Below are 13,793 nucleotides of genomic sequence, written 5' to 3'. Positions count from 1 at the left end.
GGCTTCAGTCCTTCGGCAGGTCGAGGAAATGCCCGACCGTGGTGACGGCGGCCGGCTGAGCAACGCTGCCGTCGGCCATTGCCAGCGCGCGGTTGGCATCGGACGTCTTCACTTCCTCGGTGTTGTTGAGAAAATAGTCGGCGCTGCTGGCCGGCTGCGTGCCGTCGGTCGGCTCGACGAGCTTCTTCGACGGATCGACCGGCTTGACCAGATAGGGGGTGACGATGATGACCAGGTCGGTCTCGCGCCGCTGATAGGATTTCGAGGAGAACAGTGCCCCAAGCACCGGCATCTTGCCGAGACCGGGAATGCGCGAGGTGGTGATGTCGTTTTGCGACTGCAGCAATCCGGCGATCATGAAGCTCTGGCCGTTCTTCAGGTCGACCGACGTCCTGGCACGGCGCACAATGAAGCCGGGAACCGAGATGGTGCCAATATTGTAGGAGGCCGAAGCGTCGATCGAGGAGACTTCCGGCGCGATGTCCAGGCTGACCAGCCCGTCCTTCAGGACGGTCGGCGTGAAATCCAGGCTGACGCCGTATTTCTTGTAGCTGACCGAGATCTTGCCGTTGTCCTCGGAGACCGGGATCGGAAATTCGCCGCCGGCGAGGAAGCTCGCCGTCTGGCCAGACCGGGCGATCAGGTTCGGCTCGGCCAGCCGCCGCGCCAGGCCGCGCTCTTCCAGAGCCTTGATGGCGATATCGATCGACACACCATTCGACAAAAGCCGGCCGATGATCTCGCCGGTGCCGGCGGCCGGCACCGTACCCGGATCGATAGTCACATCACGGCCACCAAGGCCGTAGGCGAAATTGGCGGCGTACTTGGCGCCGAGATCCTGGCCCGCCTGCCGGTTGATTTCGACGAAGCGAACGTTGAGCTGGACCTGCTGCGATGACGAGATATTGACGGAGTTGATCACCTCCTCGGTGCCGGAAAAGCGCATCGCGATCTTGTTTGCCTTTTCGGCGGCGACCGCGTCATCCGCCTCGCCCGACAGCACGACACGGCCATTGGCCGAGCCGACCTTGATCCTGGCATCCGGCACGCTGGCTCGAATGGTGCTGGCCAACTGGTCGGTGTCGAGCGTCACCTCGATGTCGACGGTGCCGACAAGCTGCTTCTTCTCATCGAACAGCGCAATACCGGTGGTGCCGAGATTGTTGCCGAGCACATAGAAGGATTTGTCGGTCAGCGGATTGACGTTGGCGATCTCCGGATCGCCGATGACGATCTGGTAGAAGGCGGCACTGGTCATGATCGTCTTCGGCTTGCCCTTGGCAACCTTGATCGACGCGTTCTTGGTCGACGACACATAAACGATGTCGTTGTCGGCCCTTGCCGAGGTGCCGAAGGCCAGCACCGCGGCGGCAGCCACCGAAGCCGCGACAGCCGCAGCGCGCAAAACGCGCAACCGCCCCATGACCCTATATATGATCAGCCCCAGCATTGTCCCGTCCCTCACCCAGTCCCCACTGGCTTCTATTTCTGGTCCCGCGAAGGAACCTGGTATTCCTCGGCCTTTGTGCCGCGCGTCACGATGACGGTCTTGAACTTCGGTTTTTCCGGCTCTTTCACCACGGCATCGAACAGCGAACCGGCAGCGCCCTGCACATTCGAGGCTACCGATCCACCGAAGGAAGAGATGGTGGTGACGCCATTCTTGCCGTCGCCGCCCTCGCTGGAGGACCGAAGCGACAAGGACAAGGTGCCGACGGTGCGGGCCAGCGCCACCTTCTGCGCGCCGTCGGTCGTCACCTCGATGGTCACGGAATTGGAAATCTGCGGCGTCGTCTGGCGCTCGTCGGCCCCCTGCCCGACGCTCAGCACCTTGGCGTCGGCAACAACGATCTCGGAGGTGATGGTGGAACCGGCGGCGCCCTGAGCGTTCTTGGCCACTTCCTGGATTTCGCCGGCATCGCGTGTCAGCACGACATCAACCCTGTCGCCCGGCGTGATGAAGCCACCAACCCCGGCGATCTCATCGGTTCGGATAGTCACCGCCCGCATTCCTGGCGTCATCATGTTGGAAAGCGTGGCGCGGCCATTTGGTCCAGACAGCTTGGTCAGCAGCACCGGTTCGTTGACCTCGATCGGCGACAGCACCACGCGACTGCCATCGGCGAGCAACGCATTGATGGTGGTGAAGGCACCCTGCGGCACGGACTCTTGCGACCACGGGATTTCTCTGAGCTGCACCCGGTCGAGTTCCATGCCGTAACGCAGCGGCGCATTGGCCACCACAATGGTCTTGAACTCCACCCCGGGCACAACAGGTGCCGTGATCGACGACGTCTTCTCCTCGGAATCGGCCTTGGCCTGGCTCTTGACCCAGAAATCCGCGGCGAAGATCGAGATCGCGCCAAAAACGGCGGCGATGCCGATCATCGATATGGCCTTGCCCCTCACGCCGAAACCCCTGATGCCCGCAGTTTCTTGTTTTGTTGGGCTCAGGGTAGGCGGCATTGTTAAAGAATTAGGAATCTTGTGTGGCGGTATTGGATCTATTTCCGCCTGCTTGGTTATCGAATGGTTTTGGGGTAAGAGGGGCCGGATCCCCGAACGGAACAGGAACCTCGGTCGCTTGGCGCTGAAAAGCGTGGCAGTATCGCGAGGTGATTCGCAGCACCGGACCCTATGGCAGGCATGGACGACAACAACGATCTCTTCGGGAATTTGGACAAGCAGCCGCAGCCGGTTCGCACACCGGCACGTCCGGCGGATCCGCTGGTGCAGGCCACGAAGCGTCCTGCCGTGACAAAGGACGGCAGCGAGGGCTATAGCGCCGCCGACATCGAGGTGCTGGAAGGGCTGGAGCCGGTGCGGCGCCGGCCAGGCATGTATATCGGCGGCACCGACGACAAGGCGATGCACCATCTGTTCGCCGAGGTCATCGACAATTCGATGGACGAAGCGGTGGCCGGCCATGCCACCTTCATCGATGTCGAGCTCTCGGCCGACGGCTATCTCACCGTCACCGATAATGGCCGCGGCATCCCGGTCGACCTGCATCCGAAGTTCAAGAAGCCAGCGCTCGAAGTCATCATGACGACTCTGCATTCGGGCGGCAAGTTCGACTCCAAGGTCTACGAGACATCGGGCGGCCTGCATGGCGTCGGCGTGTCCGTGGTCAACGCGCTGTCGGACCATCTCGAGGTCGAGGTCGCGCGCGGCCGCCAACTCTATCGCCAGCGCTTTTCGCGCGGCGTTCCCGTGACCGGCCTGGAGCATTTGGGCGAGGTCCACAACCGGCGCGGCACAAAAACCCGCTTCCACCCCGACGAGCAGATTTTCGGCAAGGGCGCGGCGTTCGAGCCGGCGCGGCTCTACCGCATGACCCGCTCGAAGGCCTATCTGTTCGGCGGCGTCGAAATCCGCTGGACCTGCGACCCGTCGCTGATCAAGGAGAAGGACCAGACGCCGGCCAAGGCGGAATTCCACTTTCCCGGCGGCCTGAAGGACTATCTCAAGGCGTCGCTCGGCGACGAGTTCCAGGTGACGCGCGAAATCTTCGCCGGCAAGAGCGAGAAACAAGGCGGCCATGGAGCGCTCGAATGGGCGGTGACCTGGTTCGGCGGCGACGGCTTCATCAATTCCTACTGCAACACCATTCCGACCGGCGAAGGCGGCACCCACGAGGCCGGCTTCCGCAATGTGCTGACGCGGGGCCTGCGCGCCTATGCCGATCTCGTCGGCAACAAGCGCGCCTCGATCGTCACCTCGGAAGACGTCATGATCTCGGCGGCGGGCATGCTGTCTGTGTTCATCCGCGAGCCGGAATTCGTCGGCCAGACCAAGGACAGGCTGGCGACGATCGAGGCGATCCGCATCGTCGAGACCGCGATCCGCGACCCATTCGACCATTGGCTGGCCGACAATCCGCAGGAAGCGTCAAAGCTGCTCGAATGGGTGATCGCACGCGCCGACGAACGGGTGCGCCGCCGCCAGGAAAAGGAAGTGTCGCGCAAAAGCGCGGTACGCAAGCTGCGGCTGCCCGGCAAGCTCGCCGACTGCACGCAGAATGCCGCAGCCGGTGCGGAACTCTTCATCGTCGAAGGTGACTCGGCGGGTGGCTCGGCCAAGCAGGCGCGCGACCGCGCCAGCCAGGCTGTGTTGCCATTGCGCGGCAAGATCCTCAACGTCGCCAGCGCCGGCAACGACAAGCTCGCCGGCAACCAGCAGATCTCGGACCTGATCCAGGCGCTCGGCTGCGGCACGCGGTCGAAATACCGCGACGAGGATTTGCGCTACGACCGCGTCATCATCATGACCGACGCCGACGTCGACGGCGCCCACATCGCTTCGTTGCTGATCACCTTCTTCTACCAGGAGATGCCGGCGCTGGTGCGTGGCGGCCACCTTTATCTCGCGGTGCCGCCGCTTTACTCTATCCGGCAAGGCGGCAAGGTCGCCTATGCCCGTGACGACGCGCACAAGGAAGAGCTCCTGCGCACCGAATTCACTGGGCGCGGCAAGGTGGAGCTTGGCCGTTTCAAAGGTCTGGGCGAGATGATGGCCGCCCAGCTCAAGGAAACCACCATGGATCCGAGGAAGCGCACGCTGCTTCGGATCGATGTGATCGACGCCGAAGCAGCGACCAAGGACGCTGTCGATGCGTTGATGGGCACCAAGCCGGAAGCTCGCTTCCGCTTCATCCAGGAACGCGCCGAATTCGCCGAGACGGAAGTGCTGGATATCTAGCCGCCAGCCGGTCTATCTCCTTGTTTTGACGCAATTCCCAAGGGAAAGCGCTATGCGCTTTTCCCGGGAAAACCGTATCACACTTTTCCTGGAATTGCTCTAGCTTGCGCTTCTGATACGGAGACCGGCATGTGATCTCGGCGCGGCTGAAGGGTTATTTCGAGACGAGTTTGGCGGGGTTCACGCAACCGACGCGCTCGGACTGGATTTTTGCCCTGCGCACCGTTTCGGCCGGCCTGATCGCGCTGCTGGCCGCCTACGCGCTGAAGCTCGACCATCCGCAATGGGCCATGATGACGGTGTTTATCGTCGCCCAGCCGGTTGCCGGCATGGTGCTGGCGAAAGGCTTCTACCGGTTGCTCGGCACGCTGGTCGGCGGTGCCGCGGCGATCGGCATCACCACGGTGTTCGGCACCGGCCCGTGGGTGCTGGTGACGGCGCTTGCCATCTGGATCGGCATCTGCACCTTCGTCTCGTCACTGCTGCGCAATCCCGAAGCCTATGGTGCCGCCCTTGCCGGCTATACCGCGATGATTATCGGTCTGCCCGCCTTCGGACAGCCGCATCTCGTCGTCAACCTCGCGGTCGCGCGCTGTGGCGAGATCGTGCTCGGCATCGTCTGCGCCGGCCTGACAAGCCGGATGATCCTGCCAAGACTGGCCAGCAACGCCATCGTCTCGCGCCTGAAGCGCTGCATTCTCGATCTTGCGACTTACGCGGCCGGTGCGTTCTCCGGCGGCGATCCTGCAACGCTGTCCGGCCTGCACCGAAAGCTGGTCGCCGACACCCAGACGCTCGGCGAGATGCGCGCCTATGCAAGGCTCGAAGCGCCGAGCTTCGCGCCGCGCGCCCATCCGGTCCGGCTCACCATCGGACAGCTGCTCTCGGCCCTCTCGGCGGCCCGTGCTTTGCATTCGCACGCCGCCCCCAGGAACGCCGCACTCATTCCGGTGCGCTCGGAATTGCAGTCGCTGGTCGGCGAGCTGTCGACAAAGCCCGGCGCGCTGGACGACACCACGCCCTGGGTAGCGCGGCTCGACGCCATCACGGCCAAGGCCCGGCAAATGCCCGATGCCTCGATCGACCAGGGTGACGACAGGGTCGGCACCATCACACGCCTCACCATCGCCGCCGATTTCGCCGAGGCGTTCAAGCAGGTGCTGCGCGGCCTCGACGCCTTGCGCGCGCCTGCGACGCGCCCGATCCGGGGCAGCAGGCAGCCTGCGCTGGTCGTGCATCGCGATTACTCCGGCGCATCGCGCAACGCTATCCGCGCTTCCCTTGCCACCTTGCTGGTCGCGGCCTTCTGGCTGACGACGAAATGGTCGGAAGCGGCCGGCACGGTCATTCTCGTTGCCGTCGTATCGAGCCTGTTTGCTGCCCGCCCCGATCCCGTGCAAGTCGCCTGGGGCTTCTTCAAGGGAACACTGCTCGCTTTGCCCTTTGCCTTTCTTGTCGGTCAGATCGCGTTGCCCGCTTTGCCCGGCTTCGACTGGTTCATGCTGTTTGTCGTGCCGATCCTGGTGCCCACGGCGCTGGCGATGGCCAATCCACGCTATGTCGGCGTGGCGACGGCCTTCGCTATCAACTTCCTCGCCTTTCTCAGTCCGCATCAGGCGATGACCTATGATCCCGTGCCCTTCTTCGCCGGCTCGGCGTCGATCCTGGTCGGCATTCTGCTGGCGATCGGCGTCTTCATCGTCGTGCTGCCCGCCGATCCGTGGCTTGCGGCCAACCGCATCGTGCGCGCCATGCGCGAGGATTTGGCGCGGCTTTGCCTGCATGAGCGGGTGCCGAGGCGCTCGGCCTTCGAGAGCCTCGCCTATGACCGCATCAATCAACTGATGCCGCTGGTGCAGAACGCCGGCAGCAAGGGCGATGCGGTCCTGGGCGGTGGCGTCGCCGCCGTCACCGTCGGCCTGGAGATCCTGCGGCTGCGCGGAGCAAGCCAAAGCCATGCCATCCCATCCGAGACCGCGCTTTCGATCACGAACTTCCTGCGGGGGCTGGCGCGCGAACTCCTCTTCCGCGCCCCCGGCGATCCGCGGACGTCGACCGTCGCCGTCGCCCGCCAATATGCGGCGAGCATCGCCCAACGAAACGGCGCCGGCGAATTGCTGCAGATAGCGGCATCGTTGCGCATCATCGCCGCGGCGATGGAGGATTTCCCTGATTTCTTCGCGAGCAACAGGCCTTAGCGAATGTCATTGCTGGCTGGATCTGCGCATAGGCGTCCCGTTCTCGGCTGGCTTTGATTCATCGTCAAGATCGACCTTGAAGTGCTCCGCGACCCGCGCGATAAGGCTCGAGATACCGCCTATGGCTTCCTGAAGCTTTGCCTTGTCAGGCGCACGAGGTATCTGGCCTGAAGGCAACGTATATCTGAAAGTGGTCGCATACGCCTCCAGCCAAACGAGTGACTTCAACGCCGTTTTCTCGGCGTGATCGTCCGGAAATCGCCTTACAATCTTGTCCAACTGATGTGCATCGTGACGTTCGATGTGAATTGCCTCCGAGGTCGCCAGCGCCCGGATTATCTGCTCGATCGCCTGTTGGCTGAGATAGGCGGCGTTGCGAGACCCTGATGCAGCCAGAGTGCGTGCATCCCTGATACAACCATTCGCCAATCGAAGAGCGCTGGCGATGGTCCACTGGTCAGACATCCAATCGACGCCCGTCCCGAGCAACGTCATACGCGATCGTATTTCGCGAATCCCAACTTGCCGCCAAAGCGCTCGATGTAGTGGACAGGATAGTCGCTGGAATTCCGATTTCGTGTTGGATTTCCCAACCAATGAGCGGGTCCAGGAGTTCCGGCCTAGCATCATCCGGCAACGCAACGAGAATATCCCAGTCGCTATCGGGCCGATTGTCGCCCCGTGCTCGGCTGCCGAACAGCCAGATAGAATCGGGGTTCAGGCGAACCCGGATTTTATCGATCAGTGGCTTGATCTCGGTCGGTACCGCGAGACGCTTTGAGGATGGATGGCGCATGCTCAAAACATAATACCAATTCTTTACTTCGACAACGCAATGGCATCGAAACCGTCCAGCCGTCAAATGGATCCAAAGCTAGGCGGCGGCGATCGCCAGCGCGTGGCCTCGCGCGTTCTCGCGCAGCGCATCGAGATGGATCGACTTGACCAGCGCGGCCAGATCGCCTTCCGCCGACTGTCCACCCACCTCCTTCAGCATCAGCCAGCTGACCTCCTGCACACCGGCGACGCGCTTGCCGTTGGCGACCTCGCGCCAGATCTTAAGTGCGCGCAGGATGATGGCGTGCGTTGCGGCGGCGAGGCCGGCGCTGCGGAACAGCGCCTGCAAGGCGACATCGTGCCCGCCAGCAAGCAGCGCCCTCGCCCTTTGTTCGGACTGCTGGCTGAGCGCGACCAGCGCCGAGCCGAAGAAATCGACCTTGCCATGCGCGATGGTGCGGATGAGGAAGCTGGCGGTGAGATCGCCGCGCAGCCTGAGATGCTCGATCAGTGCGGCATGTTCTTCTTGGCGCGTGCCCTCGATCAGCGTCACCGAAGCCTTGACGCAAGCGTCGCGCATGACGCGATCGGCGCGCGCCGCGCCCATCATTGCCATGACCAGCGGCGATGTTTTCAGCATCTCGCCGAGCTTGACGAGCAGCATATGCCGGCAGTCGGCAGGCAGCCGGGCGTCCGAGATCAGCGCCTCACGAACCAGAGGCAGATGGCCGTGGCGTTCGGCCATGCGGCGAAAGCTGAGCGAGGCGATGTCGGCGCCGCTGTTGGCAAGCAACACGGCGCAGGCTTCCGCCTCGCCGATCTCGGCGATGGCCGCCGACAGCGCCATCGAGACGACCGGCCGGTCGGCGATCAGTTTCTGCGTCGCCTTCGGACTTGAGGCCACGCGGTTGATCAGGTCGGCGTCGGTGAGCAGCGGCGAGCGCGCCAGCACTACCCCGGCGACTTCCGGCTGGTCGGACGCCAGCACGCTGATGATCTGCAATGGCGCGTAGTGGCTCATGGACAGCGCCTCGGCCATCGCCAGACGCACCTTCGACGAGGCATCGTCGAGCAGCAGGGTCAGCGCCGCTTCGGCGGCGCAACGATCCTCGAAAGGCAGGTCGGAATTGACATAGGCTCGGGCCAACGCGCTGGCGGCGGCGGCGCGTTCCGACACCCTGGCCGTGTAGATCCATTTCAGGAAATGCGAAACAACAACCATGCCCGTCTGCTTAAGCCCCTTGCCAGAAGGTTTCTGGCCCCGGTCAGGACGGTAGGCAGAAATGGTTTACGAACGGTTCACCATGTTCATTAACTGGCTTGCGAGCACCGAATGCAGCGCTTATCAACCCCATGGCAGCAGAGGAGCAGGATATGGCCGGGCTTTATCTCCAGGAGTTCGTTGTCGGCCAGGTCTTCCAGCACACGCTGCGCAAGACCGTTACCGAAAGCGACAACATGCTGTTTTCGATGATGACGCTGAACCCGCAGCCGCTGCACATCGATTTCGATTTTGCCGCCAGGAGCGAATGGGGCAAGCCGTTGGTCAACTCGCTGTTCACGCTCGGCCTGATGATCGGCATCTCGGTCAATGACATCACCGTCGGCACCACGGTGGCCAATCTCGGAATGAAGGAAACCGTGTTTCCGCATCCGGTCTTCCATGGCGACACCATCCGGGTCGAAACCACCGTCATTTCAGTGCGCGAATCCAGGTCGAAACCCGATCGCGGCATCGTCGAATTCGAGCATCGCGCCTACAACCAGCATGGCGATCTCGTCGCCAAATGCACGAGGCAAGCAATGATGCTGAAAAAGGCGGCCTGAAGCATGCGTTCGCTGCTGTTCGTCCCCGGCGATTCCGAGAGGAAGCTGGAAAAGGGCCTTGGTGCCGGCGCCGATGTCGTCATCGTCGATCTTGAGGATTCCGTGGCGCCGCACAACAAGGCGCTGGCGCGCGAGGTGGCGGCGCGCTTCCTCGCCAAGCGCAGGGCGCAAACCAGTTCGGCCATCTATGTCAGGGTCAACGATCTGTCGACCGGGCTGACCGATGACGATCTAGCCGCTCTGGTGCCGGCAAGACCCGACGGTATCATGCTGCCCAAGTCGAACAGCGGCCAGGATGTGCAGCATCTCTCGGCAAAACTCAGGGTGCACGAGGCCGAAAACGGTCTCGCCGACGGCGTGATCAAGATCCTGCCGATCATCACCGAAACGCCGGCAGGCGTGCTGGCGGCGGCGACCTATGCCGGGACAAGCGCGCGGCTTGCAGGTCTAACCTGGGGCGCGGAGGATCTGTCGGCGGCGATCGGCGCGCACTCGACCCGCGACGAGCGCGGCCGCTACACGGACGTGTTCCGCCACGCTCGCATCATGACCATACTCGCCGCCGGTGCGGCGGAGGTAGCGGCGATCGACACCGTCTTTCCGAATTTTCGCGACATGGCGGCCTTCGAAGCGGAGTGCACTGAAGCCGAGCGCGATGGCTTCACCGGCAAGATGGCGATCCACCCCAATCAGGTGCCGGTCATCAACGCCGCCTTCACGCCGTCGGTCGAGGCGGTGAGACAATCGGCGGCAATCGTCGCGGCGTTCAAGGCGGCCGGAAATCCCGGCGTCGTCGGCATCGACGGCGAGATGTACGACCGCCCGCATCTGCGGCTGGCCGAACGGCTTCTGGCGCGTGCCAGGGCGGCCGGCGTTTCCGCTTAGAGCAATCTCCAGGAAAAGTGTGAAACGGTTTTCTGTCCGAAACTGCGTCAAAAAGGGAATTAGAGCGGTTCGGCGTTTTCGTGAAACGGTGAACCGCTCTGGTCTCAGTCCCGCGCCAGCACGATGATCCGGTCTTCCCGCAGATAGGCCAGCGTTTCCGACTTCAGCGGGTTGACGGTGACGCCGCCCAGCGCCCGCTGGTCGGCCTCTCCGGCGCGAATGCGCCGGTAACCTAAGGCGATTTCGCCCCGCAACCGCGCCGATTCCGCGATCGTCCAGAAGGTCAACGGCTGATCGATGGCGACATAGTCGGCGATCGGACGCATGTAGATTTCGGAGCCCTTCTCGTCGAGCAGGTCATCGAAGATCGCGGCAAGGTGCTGGTTCTCGGACGCCTGCGCCAGCATCAGGCTGACCAGCCTGTTGCTGACGACGAAATCATCGGCCTTGGTCACTGCCGCAAGCTCTCGGTTGCGCACATCGATCATCTCGCTGACGATGCTTATGTGCATGCCGGCATCATCCGCGATCTTGCGCAGATGCAGCAGCGTTACCAGCGTGCGCGTATCGGCGGGCTGCGCTGCCATGGTTTCGCTATAACCGAGGACCAGCACGTGGTCGTAGGAAGGCACGTCCAGACTTGCCAGCGCGGTGCTGCTCGACGTGTCCGTGACGCGGCAGTAAACTGACAGATTGTCACCGGCGACGGGCAGGCCGGCAACTTCCTGCTCGAGGCCGGGCGTATCGGCCGCGATGGTCAAGATCGAACCAGGCGCGACGTAGCGCGACAGTTCGTAGGTTATGATCGGACCGCGCCGGTTCCAGCCGAGGACAAGCGTGCGCTCCGGCTTCGTCTCGACGGGCCGCGGCTCGAGGATCGCCGCCGCGTCGATCTTGATCCCAGCGCTCCCCAGTCTTATCGCCGCATCGTCCTCGGCGATGATGATAGCGCGCATGTCCTTGCCGATCACCAGGTCCGATGGCGGGTTGAGATTGACGCGCCCCTTTTGGTCGCAAAGCCCGATCAGCGCGCAGTGTTCATACGCCATCACGGCCTCGCCGAAAGTTTTGCCGGTGAGGTCCGGCTGCTCGGTCGTGTAGATTTCGCAGCCGTCGAAATCGAGCAGCTCCGAATAGACGCCGCTGAGGCCCGACTGCCGGCTTGAATGCACGACGATGCGCGAGATCAGCTGATCGGCCAGCACGAGCTGCACCTCGGCTCCGCCGACGACGCGCGCGACCTCGGCGTTCTTGCCATCTCGGATCTCGGCGGCGATGTTGTAGGGAGCGGTGCGCCGGTTCGGGTCGTTGACCAGCGCCAGCACCGTCTTGATGACCTGCGAATCCGGATCGTCACCGTCCGGCGACAGCACGATGACCGACCGCGAGGTCTGCGGATTGACGATGGCCAGGTCGTAGAGATCGGTCGGGTCGCCGCTGCGGCAGATGATGCGCGTGTTGCCCAGTTTGCCGACCTTGGCCGCGATCTCGTCCTCCATCTCGACCTTGTCCATATTGGCCATGACGACGATGCGCGGACGGCGGCGGCTGCCATTGGCGATGACGAGTTCGGAGATGACGTCAAAGATCGACGGCGACCAGTTGAGGATGATGGTGTGATCGGTCTCCAGCACCCGCGAGCGGCCTTTGCGCAATTCATCGAGCTTGCTGTCGACGCCGGCGCTCAGCACGCCGATGAGGGCCGACACGACGAAGATGCCGGCAAGCGTGACAAACAGCATAACGAGACGGAAGGCCCAGCCAGCGTCGCCGCCCATTGTACCGGAATCGAGCGTGCGCATCAGTGATTCCCAGAACGCTTCGACAAAGTTCAGCGGCTCGCCGCCTTCAGGCGCGATGCGGGTCACCGCAAGGAAACCCGCGGCGGCGATGATGATCAGCAGGGAAACCACGGCAAGCCAGCCGATCAGCGCGATCGGGCCGGCGGCCATGCTCTTGTCAAACCCGTAGCGCAGCCGGGTTCCCAGCGAGTCTCGTTTCTTCATGTAGCCGGTGCCCCGCAATATCCCCAAGGTCGATGCGCCAATGCCAGCGCATCGCCGATGCCGCTCTCTTAGCCTGTGTTCAAATAAAGGGGAATCGCATTCGCGTGCTCACGGCCAAGGAATGCGCCGACGCGGCGGACGGCGGCCGACTCCAACGGTTAGTCCTTGTCCCAGCGTGGCCGGCGCATCGAAAACACCTCGTCGACGCTGGCATAGTCCATATAGCCGAGGCGAGCGACGTTGCCCGCCTTGGTGATGTCGAACAGACCGTCTGTCAGGAAGGCGTCGTCGATGTATACGCCGACCACTTCGCCGGCGACGACGACAGCACTTGTCGGCGATCCGTCCAGCGCCTTTGGCCGAAAGACCTCCGTCACCCGGCATTCGAGTGCCGCCGGCGCCGCCGCCACCCGCGGTGGCGCGACCAGGCGCGACGGCTCCATGGCAAGATCGGCATAAATGAATTCATTGAAGCCGCGCGGTGCACTGACCGATGTGCGGTTCATCTTGTCGGCGAGATCGCGGCTGACCAGATTGGCGACAAACTCACCGGTTTCCTGCGCGAAGGAGGCGCTGTCTTTCTCGCCCTCGGAGGAGAACCAGACGATGAACGGCCGTGTCGAAACGGCATTGAAGAAGGAGTACGGCGCGAGATTGACCTCACCGGCCTTGTTCAGCGTTGAAATCCAGCCGATCGGACGCGGCGCCACGATCGCCTTCGAAGGGTCGTGCGGCAGACCGTGGCCCTTTGAAGGTTCGTAGAACATTCAGTCCGCCCACGGCCCCGAATAGTCGCGGTAAAGCGTTGCCGGATCTGGCCGTGGCCGCTCCGGCGCCGGCCCCGCAAAGGAGCCGATATGGATGAAGCCGACGACGCGCTCCTGCGGTGCCAGCCCGAGCAGCGCCCTGCCCTCCGGCACATCCGAATACCAGTTGCTGATCATGTTGGTGCCATAACCCAGCGCGTTGGCTGATATCATCAGGTTCATCGCCGCCATGCCGCCCGACAGGAACATTTCCCATTGCGGGATTTTTGGATTCTCCCTGGGGATCGACACGACGCCGATCACCAGCGGCGCGCGCGAGAACCGCGCCAGTTCCTGGTTACGGCGGCCTTCCGGCAAGGGTCCCTCCCGCTGCTCGGCAAGCGCGGCCAACTGTCTGCCGATCTCGATACGAGCGTCGCCACGATACAGGATAAAGCGCCATGGCTCCAATCGGCCATGGTCGGGCACCCGCGAGGCGGCGGCGATCATCGTCGCGATCTCCGCATCGCTCGGCGCCGGCTCCTTCAAATCAGGGATCGGCGCGGAGTTTCGGGTCAGCAGGAAGTCGATGATCGGCGACGCCATGGGCGCAAGTCTCCTAAACATTCTGTTTTGAGCTGAAGCGCACCATC

Annotated in this window: 12 protein-coding genes; 4 read left to right on the top strand and 8 right to left on the bottom strand. The window is 63.2% G+C overall.

Annotation, left to right across the window (positions count from 1 at the left end; genetic code table 11):
• Positions 1-4: 4 nt before the first annotated feature.
• Both NKH03_RS03815 and cpaB read right to left on the bottom strand, forming a co-directional pair.
• A complete protein-coding gene (locus NKH03_RS03815; protein ID WP_352967180.1) occupies positions 5-1,450 on the bottom strand; it encodes a type II and III secretion system protein family protein in 1,446 nt (481 codons plus the stop codon).
• Positions 1,451-1,482: 32 nt separating this feature from the next.
• Positions 1,483-2,409, bottom strand: coding sequence for a Flp pilus assembly protein CpaB (gene cpaB / locus NKH03_RS03810; protein WP_352967179.1), 927 nt, complete (start codon positions 2,407-2,409; stop codon positions 1,483-1,485).
• Between the two features lie 237 nt (positions 2,410-2,646).
• Here cpaB and parE point away from each other — a divergent pair, with 237 nt between their 5' ends.
• Together parE and NKH03_RS03800 are read left to right on the top strand one after the other, a co-directional pair.
• A complete protein-coding gene (gene parE / locus NKH03_RS03805; protein WP_352967178.1) occupies positions 2,647-4,701 on the top strand; it encodes a DNA topoisomerase IV subunit B in 2,055 nt (684 codons plus the stop codon).
• Between the two features lie 131 nt (positions 4,702-4,832).
• Positions 4,833-6,899 (top strand): FUSC family protein, encoded by a 2,067-nt coding sequence (locus NKH03_RS03800; RefSeq protein ID WP_352967177.1) that lies wholly within the window; start codon positions 4,833-4,835, stop codon positions 6,897-6,899.
• Positions 6,900-6,905: 6 nt separating this feature from the next.
• On the opposite strand, the gene NKH03_RS03795 is transcribed toward NKH03_RS03800, so the two are convergent.
• The 3 genes from NKH03_RS03795 to NKH03_RS03785 all read right to left on the bottom strand — a co-directional run bounded on the left by NKH03_RS03795 (position 6,906) and on the right by NKH03_RS03785 (position 8,898).
• Complete coding sequence (locus NKH03_RS03795) at positions 6,906-7,394, bottom strand: HEPN domain-containing protein (protein ID WP_352967176.1); 489 nt, start codon at positions 7,392-7,394, stop codon at positions 6,906-6,908.
• Positions 7,357-7,695, bottom strand: coding sequence for a nucleotidyltransferase domain-containing protein (locus tag NKH03_RS03790; RefSeq protein ID WP_352872168.1), 339 nt, complete (start codon positions 7,693-7,695; stop codon positions 7,357-7,359). The genes NKH03_RS03795 and NKH03_RS03790 overlap by 38 nt, the downstream gene beginning before the upstream one ends.
• Positions 7,696-7,773: 78 nt before the next feature.
• Positions 7,774-8,898 carry a DUF2336 domain-containing protein gene (locus NKH03_RS03785; protein WP_352967174.1) on the bottom strand — a complete coding sequence of 375 codons (1,125 nt, stop codon included), beginning with the start codon at positions 8,896-8,898 and terminating at the stop codon, positions 7,774-7,776.
• Between the two features lie 152 nt (positions 8,899-9,050).
• Here NKH03_RS03785 and NKH03_RS03780 point away from each other — a divergent pair, with 152 nt between their 5' ends.
• Together NKH03_RS03780 and NKH03_RS03775 are read left to right on the top strand one after the other, a co-directional pair.
• Entirely contained in the window at positions 9,051-9,503 is a 453-nt protein-coding gene (locus tag NKH03_RS03780) for a MaoC family dehydratase (protein ID WP_352967173.1), read from the top strand.
• Positions 9,504-9,506: 3 nt separating this feature from the next.
• On the top strand, positions 9,507-10,388 hold the full coding sequence (locus NKH03_RS03775) for an HpcH/HpaI aldolase/citrate lyase family protein (protein ID WP_352967171.1): 882 nt from the start codon (positions 9,507-9,509) through the stop codon (positions 10,386-10,388).
• Positions 10,389-10,492: 104 nt separating this feature from the next.
• Here the strand turns inward: NKH03_RS03775 and NKH03_RS03770 are convergent, their stop codons facing one another.
• The 3 genes from NKH03_RS03770 to NKH03_RS03760 all read right to left on the bottom strand — a co-directional run bounded on the left by NKH03_RS03770 (position 10,493) and on the right by NKH03_RS03760 (position 13,746).
• Positions 10,493-12,394 carry a CASTOR/POLLUX-related putative ion channel gene (locus NKH03_RS03770; protein WP_352967170.1) on the bottom strand — a complete coding sequence of 634 codons (1,902 nt, stop codon included), beginning with the start codon at positions 12,392-12,394 and terminating at the stop codon, positions 10,493-10,495.
• A gap of 158 nt (positions 12,395-12,552) precedes the next feature.
• Complete coding sequence (locus NKH03_RS03765; protein WP_352967169.1) at positions 12,553-13,161, bottom strand: flavin reductase family protein; 609 nt, start codon at positions 13,159-13,161, stop codon at positions 12,553-12,555.
• Positions 13,162-13,746 (bottom strand): nitroreductase family protein, encoded by a 585-nt coding sequence (locus NKH03_RS03760; protein WP_352967168.1) that lies wholly within the window; start codon positions 13,744-13,746, stop codon positions 13,162-13,164.
• Positions 13,747-13,793: the final 47 nt, after the last annotated feature.

The sequence above is a fragment of the Mesorhizobium sp. M1406 genome, assembly GCF_040317555.1.
Taxonomy (GTDB): domain Bacteria; phylum Pseudomonadota; class Alphaproteobacteria; order Rhizobiales; family Rhizobiaceae; genus Mesorhizobium.
The sequence above is the reverse complement of the archived record's forward strand: the minus strand, read 5'-3'. Positions and strand labels throughout refer to the sequence as shown.

Excerpts from the sequence above, each read along its gene's own strand:
- NKH03_RS03795 (WP_352967176.1), bottom strand. The coding sequence starts at position 7,394 with ATGACGTTGCTCGGGACGGGCGTCGATTGGATGTCTGACCAGTGGACC.
- NKH03_RS03765 (WP_352967169.1), bottom strand. The coding sequence starts at position 13,161 with ATGTTCTACGAACCTTCAAAGGGCCACGGTCTGCCGCACGACCCTTCG.
- NKH03_RS03770 (WP_352967170.1), bottom strand. The coding sequence starts at position 12,394 with ATGAAGAAACGAGACTCGCTGGGAACCCGGCTGCGCTACGGGTTTGAC.
- parE (WP_352967178.1), top strand. The coding sequence starts at position 2,647 with ATGGACGACAACAACGATCTCTTCGGGAATTTGGACAAGCAGCCGCAG.
- NKH03_RS03775 (WP_352967171.1), top strand. The coding sequence starts at position 9,507 with ATGCGTTCGCTGCTGTTCGTCCCCGGCGATTCCGAGAGGAAGCTGGAA.
- NKH03_RS03780 (WP_352967173.1), top strand. The coding sequence starts at position 9,051 with ATGGCCGGGCTTTATCTCCAGGAGTTCGTTGTCGGCCAGGTCTTCCAG.
- NKH03_RS03785 (WP_352967174.1), bottom strand. The coding sequence starts at position 8,898 with ATGGTTGTTGTTTCGCATTTCCTGAAATGGATCTACACGGCCAGGGTG.
- NKH03_RS03815 (WP_352967180.1), bottom strand. The coding sequence starts at position 1,450 with ATGCTGGGGCTGATCATATATAGGGTCATGGGGCGGTTGCGCGTTTTG.
- NKH03_RS03760 (WP_352967168.1), bottom strand. The coding sequence starts at position 13,746 with ATGGCGTCGCCGATCATCGACTTCCTGCTGACCCGAAACTCCGCGCCG.
- NKH03_RS03790 (WP_352872168.1), bottom strand. The coding sequence starts at position 7,695 with ATGCGCCATCCATCCTCAAAGCGTCTCGCGGTACCGACCGAGATCAAG.